Origin of the sequence: Pseudarthrobacter sp. BIM B-2242 (assembly GCF_014764445.1) — a bacterium.
GTDB lineage: Bacteria > Actinomycetota > Actinomycetes > Actinomycetales > Micrococcaceae > Arthrobacter > Arthrobacter luteus_A.
On record NZ_CP061721.1, the window covers coordinates 2,546,550 to 2,562,491 of the forward strand.

Annotated in this window: 14 protein-coding genes and 2 tRNA genes; 3 read left to right on the plus strand and 13 right to left on the minus strand. The window is 65.8% G+C overall.

Translation table 11 applies throughout. The annotated features are described in order from the left end of the window. Nucleotides 1-60: 60 nt before the first annotated feature. Entirely contained in the window at nucleotides 61-780 is a 720-nt protein-coding gene (locus IDT60_RS11715) for an IclR family transcriptional regulator (RefSeq protein WP_164199166.1), read from the plus strand. A 60-nt stretch (nucleotides 781-840) separates the two neighbouring features. Further along, complete coding sequence (locus tag IDT60_RS11720) at nucleotides 841-1,380, plus strand: DUF1697 domain-containing protein (protein ID WP_191079216.1); 540 nt, start codon at nucleotides 841-843, stop codon at nucleotides 1,378-1,380. A 14-nt stretch (nucleotides 1,381-1,394) separates the two neighbouring features. Here the strand turns inward: IDT60_RS11720 and IDT60_RS11725 are convergent, their stop codons facing one another. From IDT60_RS11725 to IDT60_RS11760, 8 genes are all read right to left on the minus strand, one after another. Then, the gene (locus IDT60_RS11725) at nucleotides 1,395-3,011 is read right to left on the minus strand and encodes a GTPase (RefSeq protein ID WP_191079217.1); all 1,617 of its coding nucleotides are present in this window, start codon (nucleotides 3,009-3,011) and stop codon (nucleotides 1,395-1,397) included. After that, nucleotides 3,008-4,732, minus strand: a complete 1,725-nt coding sequence (locus tag IDT60_RS11730; RefSeq protein ID WP_191081926.1) for a dynamin family protein — start codon at nucleotides 4,730-4,732, stop codon at nucleotides 3,008-3,010. Before IDT60_RS11730 ends, IDT60_RS11725 begins: the two co-directional genes overlap by 4 nt. 190 nt (nucleotides 4,733-4,922) lie before the next feature. Continuing rightward, nucleotides 4,923-4,995, minus strand: a tRNA-Glu gene (locus IDT60_RS11735). Between the two features lie 144 nt (nucleotides 4,996-5,139). Next, nucleotides 5,140-5,211: transfer RNA gene (locus tag IDT60_RS11740), tRNA-Gln, on the minus strand. A gap of 140 nt (nucleotides 5,212-5,351) precedes the next feature. Continuing rightward, nucleotides 5,352-6,083, minus strand: a complete 732-nt coding sequence (locus IDT60_RS11745) for an HAD family hydrolase (RefSeq protein ID WP_164199158.1) — start codon at nucleotides 6,081-6,083, stop codon at nucleotides 5,352-5,354. A gap of 2 nt (nucleotides 6,084-6,085) precedes the next feature. Continuing rightward, complete coding sequence (gltX, locus tag IDT60_RS11750; RefSeq protein ID WP_191079218.1) at nucleotides 6,086-7,600, minus strand: glutamate--tRNA ligase; 1,515 nt, start codon at nucleotides 7,598-7,600, stop codon at nucleotides 6,086-6,088. 59 nt (nucleotides 7,601-7,659) lie between these two features. After that, entirely contained in the window at nucleotides 7,660-8,436 is a 777-nt protein-coding gene (locus IDT60_RS11755; RefSeq protein WP_191079219.1) for a fumarylacetoacetate hydrolase family protein, read from the minus strand. Between the two features lie 57 nt (nucleotides 8,437-8,493). Then, on the minus strand, nucleotides 8,494-9,291 hold the full coding sequence (locus IDT60_RS11760; protein ID WP_223883701.1) for an MBL fold metallo-hydrolase: 798 nt from the start codon (nucleotides 9,289-9,291) through the stop codon (nucleotides 8,494-8,496). 139 nt (nucleotides 9,292-9,430) lie between these two features. Between IDT60_RS11760 and IDT60_RS11765 the strand changes: the two genes are divergently transcribed. Further along, on the plus strand, nucleotides 9,431-10,033 hold the full coding sequence (locus IDT60_RS11765) for a hypothetical protein (RefSeq protein ID WP_191079220.1): 603 nt from the start codon (nucleotides 9,431-9,433) through the stop codon (nucleotides 10,031-10,033). Between the two features lie 122 nt (nucleotides 10,034-10,155). Here the strand turns inward: IDT60_RS11765 and IDT60_RS11770 are convergent, their stop codons facing one another. From IDT60_RS11770 to metG, 5 genes are all read right to left on the minus strand, one after another. Next, on the minus strand, nucleotides 10,156-11,268 hold the full coding sequence (locus IDT60_RS11770; RefSeq protein WP_191079221.1) for a branched-chain amino acid aminotransferase: 1,113 nt from the start codon (nucleotides 11,266-11,268) through the stop codon (nucleotides 10,156-10,158). Between the two features lie 124 nt (nucleotides 11,269-11,392). Further along, nucleotides 11,393-12,442, minus strand: a complete 1,050-nt coding sequence (locus tag IDT60_RS11775; RefSeq protein ID WP_191079222.1) for a 3-isopropylmalate dehydrogenase — start codon at nucleotides 12,440-12,442, stop codon at nucleotides 11,393-11,395. Nucleotides 12,443-12,517: 75 nt separating this feature from the next. Then, on the minus strand, nucleotides 12,518-13,303 hold the full coding sequence (locus IDT60_RS11780) for a class F sortase (RefSeq protein WP_223883702.1): 786 nt from the start codon (nucleotides 13,301-13,303) through the stop codon (nucleotides 12,518-12,520). 116 nt (nucleotides 13,304-13,419) lie between these two features. After that, a complete protein-coding gene (locus tag IDT60_RS23475; RefSeq protein ID WP_191079223.1) occupies nucleotides 13,420-14,103 on the minus strand; it encodes a hypothetical protein in 684 nt (227 codons plus the stop codon). A gap of 264 nt (nucleotides 14,104-14,367) precedes the next feature. Then, on the minus strand, nucleotides 14,368-15,927 hold the full coding sequence (metG, locus tag IDT60_RS11790) for a methionine--tRNA ligase (RefSeq protein ID WP_191079224.1): 1,560 nt from the start codon (nucleotides 15,925-15,927) through the stop codon (nucleotides 14,368-14,370). Nucleotides 15,928-15,942 lie beyond the last annotated feature (15 nt).

A 15,942-nucleotide genomic window follows, 5' to 3' on the forward strand; every position in this document is an offset into this window, starting at 1 on the left:
CTGTGGAATATGCCACTCAAAAGATTTGCATCTCAGATAATGAGACGGCAATATCATTACATGGACAATTCTAGTGGAGTCGGCGTCATTGATAAAGCGGCCCATGTGCTGGACGCATTGGAGGCCGGGCCCACCACCCTGGCGCAGCTGGTGGCGGCTACAGGACTGGCCCGGCCTACCGTCCACCGGCTTGCCCTGGCCCTGATCCACCACCGCTTGGTCAGCCGGGACATCCAGGGCAGGTTCGTCCTGGGCAGCCGCCTGGTGGAACTGGCTTCCGCTGCCGGCGAGGACCGGCTCATTGCTTCCGCCGGCCCCATCCTGATGCAGTTGCGTGATGCCACCGGAGAGAGCTCCCAGATCTTCCGCCGGCAGGGCGAGTGGCGCGTCTGCGTCGCCTCCGCCGAACGCCCCATCGGCCTGCGGGACACCATCCCGGTAGGTACCCAGCTGTCCATGAAGGCCGGCTCCGCCGCCCAGGTGCTGCTGGCCTGGGAAGACCATGACCGGCTCCTTGAGGGCCTGCAGGCCGCCCGCTTTACGCCCACCGTCCTGGCGGGCGTACGACGCCGGGGCTGGGGACAGAGCCTCGGCGAACGGGAGCCCGGGGTTGCGTCCGTCTCGGCCCCCGTCCGCGGACCGTCCGGCCGCGTCATTGCCGCGGTCTCGATCTCCGGGCCGATCGAACGCCTGACCCGCCAGCCCGGCCGGCTCCACGCTGAGGTGGTCTGCAACGCCGGACGGCTCCTGACCGAGGCACTGCGTAAGAACAACGACTGACACACTGCCATACGCGGCTGCAGCCGCCGGAAACCGGCACGCAGTGTCTAAGCTGGCGGCATGAACAGCTACGCAGTCTTCCTTCGCGGCATCAACGTGGGCGGGATCAACATCAAAATGGCGGAGCTCAAAGCCGCCCTCGCCGCTGCCGGATTTGAAGACGTCAGGACCCTGCTCGCCAGCGGCAATGTGGTGCTCACCAGCGACGACGGGCCGGCAGCGGTCAAACAGAAGTTCGAGAAATGCCTGCGCGACACCTTCGGCTATGACGCCTGGGTGGTTGTCCTGACCGCACAGCGCGTGGCCGAACTGGTAGAGGCCTGCCCGTATCCGGAGGACGACAAAACAACGCACACGTACATCACCCTGGCTTCGGACACCGCGAGGCTTGATGAACTGGACGCGGCCGGAGCAGCGCTGGACGGCACGGACCAGACGCGCCTGGGTCCGGAGGCCCTGGCGTGGCTGGCTCCGGTGGGCGGAACCCTGGACAGCCCCTTCAGCAAGGTCTCGGCCAAGCCGAAATTCAAGGCAAGCACCACCACCCGGAACCTCCGGACGCTGATCAAGGTCCGGGACGCCGCTGCCGCGGTGGCGTAGGCAGCCCCGGGTACCTACCCGCCGCCGGCGGCCTTCAGCGCCGTATTGAAGGACCGGTGCCGGCTGATTTCCACTTCCACCGGCTCCACCACCAACGCTTGCGCCACGTCGCTTACGGCTGCCCTGAGCCGTTTCCGCGCCCTGGCCGCCCGGGATCTCGCCGCCCCCGCTCCGATGAATTTCCCCGCAAGCGCCAGGAGGATCCCCAGCGCCACTCCCCCGGCGATCATCAGGGTGGGTACAGGCCAGCCCTCCACCCGCGGCGCCTCCGGGACCGGCAGCTGGAGGTAAGCCAGCCCGGCCAGCACGCCCAGCCAGCCCAGCCCGCCCACCACCACGGCCAGCGCGAGCCACTGGACCACGTTGAACACACCCCACCACCACGACTTCCGGAACGTCATAAGGTCTGTCCCCGCAATGGCCTGGTCGAGCGCGTCCGGCAATGCTTCCCGTCCCTCACGGGCGGCGCCGCGGATCGCAGCCCGCCACGGCCCCGGAGCGCCGTCACTGGCGGCGTCGGCAAATTCCCTGACTGCAGCATCCGTCCGGGCACGTTCGGGGGCGCCTGCGGGCGGCAGCGAGGTGCGGTTCAGCCGGGACGGGGCGGAACTTTTCAGGTTGAGCCGGCGCAGCGGATCGGACCTGAACCGCAGAAGCCACCGGGTGGCCGGCCAGCCGGTGCGGCGCGTCGATTCCAGCCTGTAGGACGAGGCGACGGCTTCCACCACCAAGGGAACGTTGGCCGCCTTGGCCAGCTCGTCCGTAAGCCGCGACGTTGACCCCTGCCTGACTCCTGCTGCTTCCCCTGCGCCGGAGACGTCCTTGAGCTGTTGTGAGGCCCGTGAAACGTCCGCAGCAAGACGTTGCGAGAGGGCCTGCCGCTGCGTCACCACACTCCGGATGGCGCTGCGGACCTTGTCCACGCCCGCGCCGGTGAGGGCGGACGCGCCCAGGACCTGCACCGTGCCCAGTCCGTCGCGGGCAAGGATGCCCCTGAGGGACTCAAGCACCGGCTGGACGTCCCGCTCGGGCAGCCGGTCAATCTGGTTCAGCACCACCAGGGTCACTGCACCGTGCGCGGCCATGGGCGTGAGGAAGTCGTTGTGCACAGCCGCGTCGGCGTATTTCTGCGGATCGAGCACCCAGACCAGGACATCGACCAGTCCGACCATGCGCTCCACAATGGCGCGGTTGGCAGCCCTGGTGGAGTCGAAGTCCGGCAGGTCCAGCAGGATCAGGCCGGTACCCTCGTCCGCAAAGCCCGCGACCGGAACGGCATGGTGCCGGTTGCGAACCTCCAGCCAGTCCAGCAGCGGTTCGCTGCCGTCAGTGCCCCAGACACCGGCCAAAGGTTCCGATGTGGTGGGCCGCCGGGCCGCCGCCGTCGCGATTTCAGCGCCACTGACCGCGTTAAACAGTGACGATTTCCCGCTGCCGGTGGCACCAAAAAAGCCCACCACAGTGTGATCGGCGGAGAGCGATCGCCGGGAGGTGGCACGTTGGAGGAGCTGGAACACGTCCTCCAGGGCAGCATCCGGGAGGACGCCTTCTGCCAGCTCACGGGCGTCGTTGAGCGCGGCCAGTCTTCGGTCCAGCTGCGACGCTTCCCGGGCAGCCCCGTGGCGGCTCACGTGCGGTCCGCCAGCCGGGCGAGGGCGGCGGCATGGTCAGCCAGGACACGGGAGGTATCGGCGGCGCCCTCCGGGAGCCGCTCAAGGAACTTCTGCTGCTCCGCCTGCAACAGTCGCTGGCACCGCGCATGGAGGTCGTCCCGGGCTGTCTGGGCGAGCCTGCGGACCGCGTCCTCACCGAAGACTGCCTCAAGCAGCTTCTGGCCTACGACGGCGGTGCCTCCTGCCACGCCGATCTCGAGGCCCGTGAGTCCCGCGGTCATGGAAAACACCACGATCATCAAGGCTGCGCCCAGTCCGTTGATGCCGAAGGAGAGCCACCTGGCTTGGGTGCGCTTACCCTGTCCTTCCGTGCGGATCAGCTCCATCAGGCCCGCCTGCCACGCCCTGATCTCGGCAGCAGTCACCTCGGCAAACCCGGGGGTGGTTCCGGACAAATCATCGGTGCCCAGCAGCTCCCGGCCGGCGGGGTCTGAGCGCCACCTTTTGTCTGTGTCTTCGCTCGCATTGGCGGCTTCATCAAGGATCACGGCCTGCAGGCCCGTTTCGATGGCCACCTCAACCCGGACAGCAGGCGTGGGCTCGCCCCTGAAAAAGGCTCCCACCCGGTCCCGGAACCGCCCGATGTTCTGTTCCAGGGTCCGGAAGAACTCCCCGGTCCCCACAAAGTCCTGCCAGCGCGCCAGCACTTCGCCGCGGAGCAGGGCCCCGTCCTTCGTGGCGTCCAGGATCCGGACCACCGCGTCGCGGTAGGCGGCCTCGGCATCGGACCGGAGCGACGCGGCGGCACGCTCCTGCGCATGGACGGCAACCGAGACGGCACCCACCCGTCCGGCCAGCGCCTTGACCGTCCCGTTGAGCGTCCGGCGGGCAATCTCCGACCGCCCTGCGGCATTGGTTGCCAGTTCCTGCAGCCAGCGGCGCAGCGGTTCAACGGCCCGGGGCGGCAACATACCCAGGGCGTCGAGGTCCGTCTCGGGCACGATGAACAGTTCCGCGGTGCCGAGGCCTTCTTTCTGCAGCAAGGCGCGGAGATCGGCGCTGACTTCGGCTTCCGCCTCGGCCGGCACGCGGTCCAGGACCACGGCGACCATGATGTCCCGGGAAGCCGCGTCCAGGAGCAGCTTCCAGGGAACCGCGTCCGCGTACCGGTTGGCCGTGGTGACGAAGACCCACAGGTCTGCGGCGGCCAGCAGCTGCCCGGCCAGCCTGCGGTTGTCATCGGAGATGGAATCGACGTCGGGTGCGTCCAGCAGAGCGATCCCCTGGGGGACCGCCTGGTCTGCCACAAGGACAAGTGACGAGATGGCCTCCGCGTCCGGTGTTGCGCCCGCGCGGCTGGCCGGAACCGGTTCGGTGGATACGGTGCCCCGGATCCGGCTCAGGGTCGGTAGCACGCGCTGCCCTTCGAACCAGCCGGCATCCGCCGGATGGTGCAGGAGGATGGGTTGCCGGGTGGTGGGCCTGATCGCCCCGGAACGGGTGACGGGGTGCCCCACCAGTGCGTTGACCAGAGTGGACTTGCCGGCACCTGTTGACCCCCCGACGACGGCGAGCAGCGGGGCATCCAGGCTGCGGTACCGGGGCAGGATGTAGTCGTCCAGCTGGGCAACGGCGTTTCGGACCTCTGTCCGGGCGGGCCCTGCATCTGCAAGTGCCAGCGGCAAGGACACAACGGAAAGGTCTGCGCGGACAGCTTCCAGCAGGCCTACAGCGGCCAACGCGGCCTGGTCTGCCGCACGTGCAGGCTGGCTGCCGGGGGCGCGGAGCGGCGGCGGAGGAGGCTTCGCTGGAAAACCGTCAGAAGAGGTCACAGCATCATCATGCCAGTTCAGTCCGTGATCCGGACCGGAGCCGATGTGGCCGGAACACAAAAACGGTCCCGGGCTGTTGCCCGGGACCGTCATTTTGTGACCCCAGCGGGATTCGAACCCGCGTTACCGCCGTGAGAGGGCAGCGTACTAGGCCGCTATACGATGGGGCCGCGTACTTCCAGGAAGTTCTCACTTCCACCCGGTTTTTGGCCGGTTTGCTCAGTGAGTATTTCATAAACTGAGCGGGTGTTTCAAATCGGCGAACCGGTGTGAAACTCCTGATTTCGAACACTTTTTCAGTGTCAGAGCCAGAGCTGGGATACCAGGACTCGAACCTAGAATGACGGTACCAGAAACCGTAGTGTTGCCAATTACACCATATCCCAATGATACTTTCGGGCCGGAGTTTCAGGCTTCAACCTGCGCTCCGTGCGCCTCAGCACGAGAAATTACTCTACCCGAGGATTTTCGTTGGCACAAATCGGCCGCCGGAACGGGGTTGCCGGCCCCGTTCCGGCGAGGGCAGCTAAGGCAGCAGCTGCGCCAGGGAGCCGACCTCGTGGCCTGCAAACTCCGGTGCAGCCTCCCCCGCCCTGTTGAGCCACACGCCCACCAGTCCTGCCGCCGTCGAGCCTTCAGCGTCCAGCAGCCTGTTGTCACCCACGTAGAGCGTCTCCGCCGGGAAAGTCCCCAGGAGGCGGACGCCCTCGAGGTAGATGGCAGGTTCCGGCTTGGCGACGCCAACGGTGTCCGTGCCGACGAGGCGGCGAACGCGGGCCAGCCCGGCGCTGTCGAGCTTCGCCCGCTGGTAGTCGTGCACGTTGTTGCTGACGGCACCGTAGGGGATGCCGGCAGCATCCAGGAGATCAAGCAGCGGAAGCACGTCCTCGAAGGCCCGCACGTAGGCCGGCTGCAGCTGGCTGTACGCCGTCAGCCACCGGTGCGCCTCCTCGCCGTCGGCAAGGTCGACGCCGAAGTGGCCCAGGGCGGCGCGGCCCCGCAGCAGGCGCTGATCGTTGAACGTCAGCTCGCCCGCCAGGTACCTGTCGTAGTAGTGCGTGGTTTCGTGCGTGAAGATCCTGCCGAAACGCTCCCACCCGTGCTGGTCCAGCCCCGGCAGGAGGTGTTCGCTGACCTCGCGCAGGGCGGTGGTCATCGCGTATTCGAGGTCAACCAGGGTGTCATCGATGTCAAAGAGAACACCCCGGATGGTCCCGAAGCGTGTCTTCAGGATGCCGTCAACTGCGGTGCCTGCCATGATCAGCCGCGAAAAGTGCGGAGCCGGCCCAGGGACGAGTCCTTGCCCAGGATCACCATGGATTCGAACAGCGGCGGTGAGATGCGGCGTCCGGAGATGGCGGTGCGCACCGGCCCGAAAGCCAGCCGGGGCTTGATGCCGAGATCCTCCACGAGCGCCTGCTTCAATGCCGCCTGGATGTTTTCCGGGTTCCAGTCCTGAACGGGTTCCAGGGCTGCGATGGCGGCGTCCAGGACCTCGGTGAGGTTCGCCGGCAGTCCCTTCCTGGCGTCATCGGCTATGTCGATGGAGTCATCGGCCTTGAACAGGAATCCGAGCATCTCCGGTGCTTCGCCCAGCAGGGTGACGCGTTCCTGGATCAGGGGTGCGGCTTCGGTGAGGATTTCCTCCTGGCGTGCCGTGAGCTCCTCCCCCACGAACCCGGCGGTCCGCAGGTACGGGATAAGCCGGGCACGGAAGTCCTCGGGGTTGAGCATGCGGATGTGGGTGCCGTTGATGGCTTCCGCCTTTTTGATGTCGAACCTTGCCGGGTTTGCCAGCACATCCTTGACATCGAAGTATTCAATCAGCTGGTCCACGGTGAAGATGTCTTCATCGGCGGACAGGCTCCAGCCCAGCAGTGAGAGGTAGTTCAGCAGGCCTTCCGGAATGAATCCGCGGTCGCGCAGCAGGAACAGGTTGGACTGCGGGTCACGCTTGGACAGCTTCTTGTTGCCCTCCCCCATCACGTACGGGAGGTGGCCGAAGAGCGGCAGGTAGCTGGCAACGCCGATGGCGATGAGGTAGCGGATCAGCACCACCTGGCGCGGCGTGGAGGAAAGGAGGTCCTCACCGCGCAGCACGTGCGTGATGCCCATCAGGGCGTCATCAACAGGGTTGACCAGGGTATACAGGGGTGAACCGTCGGCGCGGACGATGACGTAGTCCGGGATGCTGCCGGCCTTGAACGTGATGTCGCCGCGGACAAGGTCGGTGAAAACAACGTCCTCATCCGGCATCCGGACGCGCAGGACGGGTTTGCGGCCCTCGGCCTTGAAGGCCGCCAGCTGCTCGTCGGTGAGTTCGCGGTCGAAGTTGTCATAGCCGAGCTTGGGGTCCCGGCCCGCGGCGCGGTGGCGCGCTTCGACCTCTTCCGGAGACGAATAGCACTCGTAGGCGTAACCGGCCTCAAGAAGCCTGGCCACCACGTCCTTGTAGAGGTCCAGCCGCTGTGACTGCCGGTACGGCTCGTGCGGTCCGCCGACCTCCACGCCCTCTTCCCATGTGATGCCCAGCCATTTCAGGGCCTCCAACAGCTGCAGGTAGCTCTCTTCCGAGTCCCGTGCAGCGTCCGTGTCCTCGATCCGGAACACAAACGTGCCCTTGGTGTGCTTGGCGTGGGCCCAGTTGAACAGGGCTGTCCGGATGAGGCCGACGTGTGGTGTTCCAGTAGGTGAAGGGCAGAACCGGACGCGCACCGGGGTATCGGCAGTGACGGACGGGACGGAGGCAGCACTCGGCGCAGAAGCAGTAGTCATAGTGGCTTCAACTTTACCGCTTGCCGCTGAGTGCCCCGTCCTGCCGGCGGCACTTCACGTCAGCGGCGGACCACGGGGTTGGACAGGCGTCCGATGCCTTCAATCTCGACGTCGTAGCGGTCCCCGGCCTGGACCAGTCCCACGCCCGCCGGGGTGCCCGTCATGATGACATCGCCGGGCAGCAGCGTGAATGCCCGCGACACAATGGACACCAGTTCCCGCACGCCGCGGATCATCTGGCTGGTGCTGCCGTCCTGGCGCAGTTCGCCGTTGAGCCGGCCCTGGATGGACAGGTCCTCGGTGTCCAGCTCCGTTTCAATCCACGGGCCCAGCGGTGCCGAGGTGTCGAATCCCTTGGCACGGGCCCACTGCAGATCCGTCTTTTGGACATCGCGGGCCGTGAGGTCGTTGCCGCAGGTGTAACCGAAGATCACGTCATCAACGCGCTCCTCGGGAACGTCCTTGCAGATCCGGCCGATGACCACGCACAGCTCGGCCTCGAAGGAGACTTCCTCGGAAAACTCCGGCAGCACGATGGGATCGTTCGGCCCCACCACGGCGGTGTTGGGCTTCAGGAACAGCAGGGGCTGGGCAGGTACCTCGTTGCCCAGTTCGGCGGCGTGCTCCACGAAGTTGCGGCCGACGCCGACCACCTTGCTGCGGGGAATGATGGGGGCAAGCAGGCGGACATCCTCGAGCTTGTGCTTGACGTGGGTCCGCTCCACCCCGTTGAAGAAGGGGTCGCCGTTGATGACAGTGATTACCTCACTGCCGGACTCACCTTCAACCACGCCGTAGAGGGGATCAGAATCGACTACAAACCGGGCAATACGCATGGTTCCTAGCCTACAGTCTTGGCCGGGGGCCTCCTGCCCGGAGGCCGTTCGCGCAGGTCAGCTCCCCGACCGTCCGTGCAGGTAATGAAGCTGCGCGGCTACGGACATTTCGGCGGCCCGCCGGACGGAAGGTCCGACGTCGGCATATACGGCGTCTGCCACCGCCGCCGCTGACGCGTCCCGGCCCAGCCGTTCCAGCGCGGCCCGGATCTGGTCCAGCCTCTCCAGGCGGTGCGCGCGGTATTTGCGGGTGACGCCTTCCAATGAGGGCAGCACCGGCCCGTGGGCGGGCAGGACTGCAGCCGGTCCAAGGGCTTCGAGCCGGTCCAGCGAACCCAGATAATCCCCCAAGGTGCCATCCGGGTAGTCCAGCATGGTGGTCCCCCGGCCGAGGATCGTGTCGCCGGTCAGGACTGAGCCGGCGGGGCCGTCATCGGGAAGATGAAAGCAGACCGAATCCGAGGTGTGGCCCGGTGTGGCAATGACCCCGATGGATACTCCCGCGACGTGAATGTTTTCACCGTCCAGTAGCGGTTCTCCCCCGCCGTGGCAGTGCCGGGGATCCGCGGCCCGGACGGGTGCCCCGGTGAGCTGGTGAAGCCGTCGCGAGCCCGCCGTGTGGTCTGCGTGGCGATGAGTCACCAGGATCAGTTCAACCGTGCCCGGGCCTGCCAGCCGCCGGAGATGGTCCTCATCTTCCGGGCCCGGGTCCACGATCACTGCAGCACTGGCATCGGGTGCCGTAATCACGTAGGAATTGGTGCCGTCGAGGCTCATCGGTCCGGGATTGGGGGCCAGGAAGAACTGCGTCAGGGCCGAGCTGCGCTGGAGGCCGGGGCTGGGGGCTGAAGTCACCGTCCTATCTTTGCACCGACAGCCGCTCTTTTCATCGGCAGCAGCGTGCCGCCGTCCTGCCGGAATAGAACAGAGCCCGGACCGGGTTGACCACCAGTGAAGGCCACACGTTCTCCAGCAGGAAGCCGAAACACACACCATGAGCGCCACACCCACAATCTCCTTGTCTGAGCTCCTCGCCGGGGCGGATGCCGCCGGCCATGATCATGCCGCAACGGAGAAAACCAGCGGACTCCAGCACATCCACAACCACGCAACGGGCAGCATTGTCTGGTTCCCCACGTGGAAAACGTTCCGGGAGACCACCGACTGGAGTGAGGCGGTGGATGGTGTGGCCGAAGACATCAAAGCAGGGTCCGCACCTGTCGAAGAATCTGCTGCCAAGATCCTGGCGGATGACCTCGACGCCCTGCTGAAGCGCGCTGCTGCCTCCAGCGACGCCGCCACTTTTGTCCAGGAAAACCTCGTCCACCACCTGACCCGAACCTGGGCTCTCGGCGACGCCGTGGCGAAGGCAACAGGGAAAGATCTGCCCGCCGGCGGCAGCACGCCGTCCATCTTTGCCGACTACCCCTACGACGTCTACGGCCAGGACGGCGGTGCCTTTGCGACCACGCTGTGGAACGACATCATTGACGCCCGCCGCAACCAGGCACTGGCCGACGAAGCCGCACGGAAGGCCCTGAAACCGGTCTCCCGCAAGGCCCTCAAGAACGCTGCCCGAAAGGCCGCCCGCCGCTAAAACCCGCTGTTGGCGGCGCCGGAAAAGACCGGGTCGACGGCCGACGGCGGCCGCCCGGCACCGTGTGGAACATCACACCGTGCCGGTCAGCCGCCGTCGTAATTCGTCAGTGCCCTCCCTGCTCAGGCGAGGCGGGTCAGCCAGCCGTGCCTGTCCGGCACAGTACCTGTCTGGATACCGAGAAGCTGCTGGCGGATGGCCATGGTGGTCTCCCCCGCCGTTGCATCCTCCGAGCCGATGAACTCAGTGGCGTCCTTCAGCACACCAATGGGGGTAATGACAGCAGCGGTGCCGCAGGCAAAGACCTCGGTAATCTCGCCGGAGGCCACGCCGTCGCGCCATTCCGCGAGGGTGATTTTACGCTCGGTGACGTCACGGCCCATATCCTTGGCCACCTGCATCACTGATGAGCGGGTGACGCCCTCCAGGATGGTTCCGGTGAGCGCAGGTGTCACCAGCGAGCCGTCCTTCATCACAAAAAATACATTCATGCCGCCGAGTTCTTCCACGGCGTCGTCGTTGAAGTGATCCAGGAAGAGCACCTGCTTGCAGCCGTTCGCTTCCGCTTCCTGCTGCGCGATCAGGGACGCGGCGTAGTTGCCGCCGCACTTGGCCGCCCCGGTGCCGCCGCGGCCTGCGCGGGCGTATTCGCGCGAAATCCAGATGGAGACCGGCTTCAATTCGCCGCCGAAGTAGTTGCCGGCGGGCGAGGCAATCACGCGGAAGGTGACTTCGCGTGCGGCGCGGACTCCCAGGAACGCTTCCGTGGCAATCATGAACGGGCGCAGGTAAAGGGCCTCGCCGTCACCGGCCGGAACCCATTCCTTGTCAGCCACCACGAGTTCCCGGATGGCGCCCAGGAAGTACTCAACAGGGAGTTCGGGCAGCGCCAGCCGGCGGGCGGACTTGTTCAGCCGCGCGGCATTCGCCTCCGGCCGGAATGTCCACACGGATCCGTCGGCATGGCGGTAGGCCTTGAGTCCTTCGAAGATCTCCTGGCCATAGTGGAGCACCGCAGCCGAGGGGTCCAGGGAGATAGGCCCGTACGCCTCAATACGCGGGCTGTGCCAGCCGCCGTTGCCTTGTTCGTCGACCTTGTAGTCCACCACCGCTGTGTGGTCGGTGAAGTGGTTGCCAAATCCCGGGTTGGCCAGGATGGCCGCACGCTCTTCAGCGGACTTCGGGGTTGCCGAAGGCTGCTGGGTGAATTCGACGCCATGGGCAGTCTGAGTCATGGTTCCTCCACGATCGGCTGCCTTGGGACGGGATTCAGCATTGAAACCGCCGGGCAGCAGTTGGTAATTCGAAACAAGCTTACGCCCGCGTACCGGGTCCCGCGGGCAGTCCCCGCGGGACGGCCTAGAGCGCTGCGGCGATGGCGTCTCCGACGGCGCTGGTGCTGCGGGCTCCGCCGTCGCGGGTTTCGACGTCGGCAACAACCGCGGCCTCGATCTTCCGGGCCGCCGCGGTGTAGCCGAGGTGGTCCAGCAGGAGCGCTGCCGAGAGGATGGCGGCGGTGGGATCGGCCTTCTGCTGGCCGGCGATATCGGGGGCGGAGCCGTGGACCGGCTCGAACATGGACGGGGCGGTGCGGTCCATGTTGATGTTGCCGGAAGCGGCCAGCCCGATGCCGCCTGTGATGGCTGCAGCGAGGTCGGTCAGGATATCGCCGAAGAGGTTGTCCGTGACGATGACATCAAAGCGGGACGGGTCCGTGACCATAAAGATCGTGGCGGCATCCACGTGCAGGTAATCGTGGGTGACCTCGGGGAACTCCCGGGCTACGGCTTCGACGGTGCGCTTCCACAGGTGGCCGGCAAAGACGAGGACGTTGTGTTTGTGCACCAGGGTCACATGCTTGCGTTCGCGGGCGCTGGCGCGGCGGAAGGCATCCCGCACTACACGCTCTACGCCGTGGGCCGTGTTCAGCGAGACCTCGGTGGCCACTTCGTGCGGCGTGCCGCCGCGCAGGGTGCCGCCGTTGCCGACGTAAGGTCCTTCGGTTCCCTCGCGAACCACGATGAAGTCGATGACTCCGGGGTTTGCCAGCGGGCTGCCTACGGTTCCATACAAACGTGACGGCCGCAGGTTGACGTAGTGGTCCAGGCTGAAGCGAAGCTTGAGGAGCATCTCGCGCTCGATGATGCCCGAGGGAATCCTTGTATCGCCGGGGGCAGCACCCACAGCACCAAACAGGATGGCGTCGCGTGTGCGCAGGTCCGCCAGGACCTCGTCCGGCAGGGTTTCACCGGTAGCAAGCCAGTGCTCGGCACCGAGCTTGTAGTGGGTCTGCTGGAGATCCACGCCCTCAGCGGCTACCGCCTTCTCGAGGACTTTCAGGGCCTCGGCAATGACCTCGGGGCCAATGCCGTCACCGGGAATAACTGCGAGATTGATGGATGCGCTCATGGTCCAAGAATATTAACTGAATCCGAATGCCGGACAATCTGTCTCACTTACTGAGATGACAGCCGTCCGTAGCAGTCAGCGTGCCGGAACCACCACGGCGGGCGAGGCGACAACCACAACGTTTGTCCCCCAGAAGTCCCCGGTGTAGCAGGAAATAAGGACCAGGCGGTTGGGTGATCCCTGCCAGATAGGGCTGTCTTTGAGGCCTTCCTTCTCGTATGTTGTCACCGAGTCCACCACGTAGGCGAGTTCGCCGGTGGCAGTAGTCACCGTGAACGGGTCGCCGGCTGCCGCCCTGGAGCTCAGCCGGTTGAAGGGGGCGTCCCTGTCCACCCAGCTGTGGCCAGCCACGTAGGTGGTATTAAGGGAGCCCGCGCCGGGAACGCCGTAGGGGGTCAGCCAGTAGCCGTCCATGGTGGGCGGGGGAACAATTGTCTGGCTGGCCTGGTCCGCACCGCTGGGTTCCAGCGGATGGATCACCACGTCGATATCCGCCGCGGGGTACACCAGCCGCTGCGGCGGCGAGGCGGCCGGACCGGCCGGAACTGTCGCCGTCGGGACGTCCACCGCCGGAACTGCAGAGGGCGTGGGTGCCGGCGCGGCCGGCGCGGTCTGCGTTTGCCGGGCAATGACGGGTGGCGGCGTGGGCCCCGGTGCGGTCAGTTGCGGCAGGAAGGCGACGGCAACGTAGGCAAGTACTCCGCAGAGAAGTACAAAGAGAGTGCTTTTGAGAGTGAACATTCTCCGCCGGCGGGGCAGTGCATGCTTGGGCGGACCGGCGTGGGGTGGCGTCTTCGGGTTCACTGGCGGATCGGTGCCGGCCGGCACGTCGGCGGACGCCTGCCTGTGGTCGCTGTCCATAGTTTCCCCTCACGTGCTGGTGGGGATCTGCTGATGTGGCTGCAGGCGCCGTGCCCTTTCGGCCACGGCGCCTGCATCAGTTTATCTACCGCCCTGCGGGCGACAGCCAGGTGGTGTCAGTCGTTGCCCTCCCGGGACACTGCACCGTCTGCCGGCAACAGCCTGCGGGCTGCAACTCCCCCCGCTGCCAGGACCATCACGATGAGGCCTGCTGCCCAAGGGGCCAGCCCGCCGTCGGAGGGTGCTACCGCTGTCTGGACGTTGAAGCCCGGATTGTTGACAACCACGGGGGCTGCAACGACCGGCCGCTGGACCGCCCCGATGGGCGATTGCGGAGTGACTACCGTCGGCTCCTCGGGGGCAACCGGCGGCTCCTCCGGAGCGACCGGCGGTTCCTCCGGAGCGACAGGGGGTTCCTCAGGAACAACCGGCGGTTCTTCCGGAACAACCGGCGGCTCCTCCGGCTCGGCTGGCGGCTCCTCCGGCTCCGGCTCCGGCTCCTCCTCCGGGGGGCAGGGCACGCAGCCGTTGTAGTAGATTGCCTGTCCGTCCTCATCCCAGTTTTGGCCGCCCCACTTATGGCCCCCGGGGATGATGTCTCCCCAGTGTTCGGAGTGGTGGGCCTTCAGGGCGTGCCAGTCAACCGTAATCTGAACATACGGGTTTGAGTCCGAGCCGGTTGCGTGGCAGATGGTGACCTTGTGATCACCCTTTTCTTCATCGTCCGTTGCTGCAGCCGGAGCCGTGGCACCGAGTAACACGAGACCGGTGACACCTATGGCGGCAAGGATCCGTTTCATTTCCGTCTCCATCCATTGTCTGGTTAAAACTGATCAGACGTGTGGAGGAACGGCGCCCCGACGCAAGGGCGAAAAAGGCAAACAGCTGGCATCGGAGCGACGGTTCTCCCAGATGCGAATCATCAGCTTGCTAACGAGAAAAAGGCTATGCAGCGGCTTGACCTGTGTCTCCAGTACTCGTTACCCGCTTTCCGGGGTCAGCAGTACTGGGCTGTCGCCAACCGTACTCAGTCATGAGACGGCAGGTAGGCGGACCGGATGGCGCTAGCCTTCGGCGGGTTCCTCATACTTGGGGAACACCGGCGACGGTGCGGGCAACGCAGTCCCGGCGACTATCGGCGTCGTCAGCGCGGCAAACTGGCGCGCGTCACCCTCCGGCTGACCCAGCGTGTCCAGGAGCGCGGCCGCGGCGTTGGGCATCACCGGCTGCGCCAGGATGGACACAATCCGCAGCACTTCCAGGGTGATGTACAGGACAGTGTTCATGCGCTCGACGTCGGTCTTCCGCAGCACCCATGGGGCCTGCTCGGCGAAGTAGGCGTTGGTGTCACCCAGGACACCCCAGATCGCTTCGAGTGCGCGGCTGAACTCCTGCTTCTCAAAGGCCGCCCGGGCGGTTTCCAGAAGACCGTTGGCCTGCGTCAGGATTGCGGTGTCCTCGGCGGTGAAGGCGCCCGGGACAGGGACCTTGCCTTCGCAGTTCTTCGCCACCATGGAGAGCGAGCGTTGCGCGAGGTTGCCGAAGTTATTGGCCAGGTCCGAGTTCATCCGGCCCACTATGGCCTCGTGGTTGTAACTGCCGTCCGCGCCGAACGGGACCTCACGCAGGAAGAAGAAGCGCACCTGGTCCAGGCCGTACTGCGCCACGAAGTCGGCCGGGGCCACCACGTTGCCCAGGGACTTGGACATCTTGACGCCGTTGTTGTGCAGGAAGCCGTGGATCATCACCCGCTTGGGCAGCTCTATGCCGGCGCTCATGAGGAACGCGGGCCAGTAGATCGCGTGGAACCGCGAGATGTCCTTGCCGATGATATGCACGTCGGCCGGCCAGAACTTGCGGAACGACTCCGACTCGACGTCGGGATAGCCCACGCCGGTCAGGTAGTTGGTGAGCGCGTCCACCCACACGTACATCACGTGCTTGTCGTTGCCGGGGACGGGGACGCCCCAGTCAAACGTGGTGCGGCTGATGGAGAGGTCTTCCAGGCCGCGCCGGACAAAGCTGATGACCTCGTTGAACCGGGACTGGGGTGCACCGAATTCCGGCTGGGCCTCGTACAGGGCCAGCAGTTTGTCCTGGTAGGCGGACAGCCTGAAGAAGTAGCTCTCCTCCGCCGTCCACGTCACTTCGGTGTCCGTCTCCTTGGAGTAGCGCACGCCGTCGTCCTTGACCACGGTGTCATCCTCACCGTAGAACGCCTCGTCACGGACCGAGTACCAGCCCTCATATTTGGACAGGTAGATGTCCCCGTTGGCTTCCATCTTCTTCCAGATGGCCTGCGATGCCGCGTAGTGGTCAGCATCCGTGGTCCGGATGAAGCGGTCGTAGGTGATGCCAAGGGCTGCGTGCGCGGCCTTGTACACCTCGGCGTTGCGGTCCACCAGTTCCTTGGGCGTAACGCCCTCTTTCTCGGCCGCCTGCGCAATCTTCATGCCGTGCTCATCGGTGCCGGTCAGGAGCATCACCTCATGCCCGTCCAGCCGCTTGAAGCGGGCCATGGCGTCAGTGGCGATGTACTCGTAGGCGTGGCCGATGTGCGGCACGCCATTCGGGTAGGTGATGGCCGTGGTGATGTAGAACGGGGATTTCTCTGAAGCAGTCACGTGCGGACGGTACTT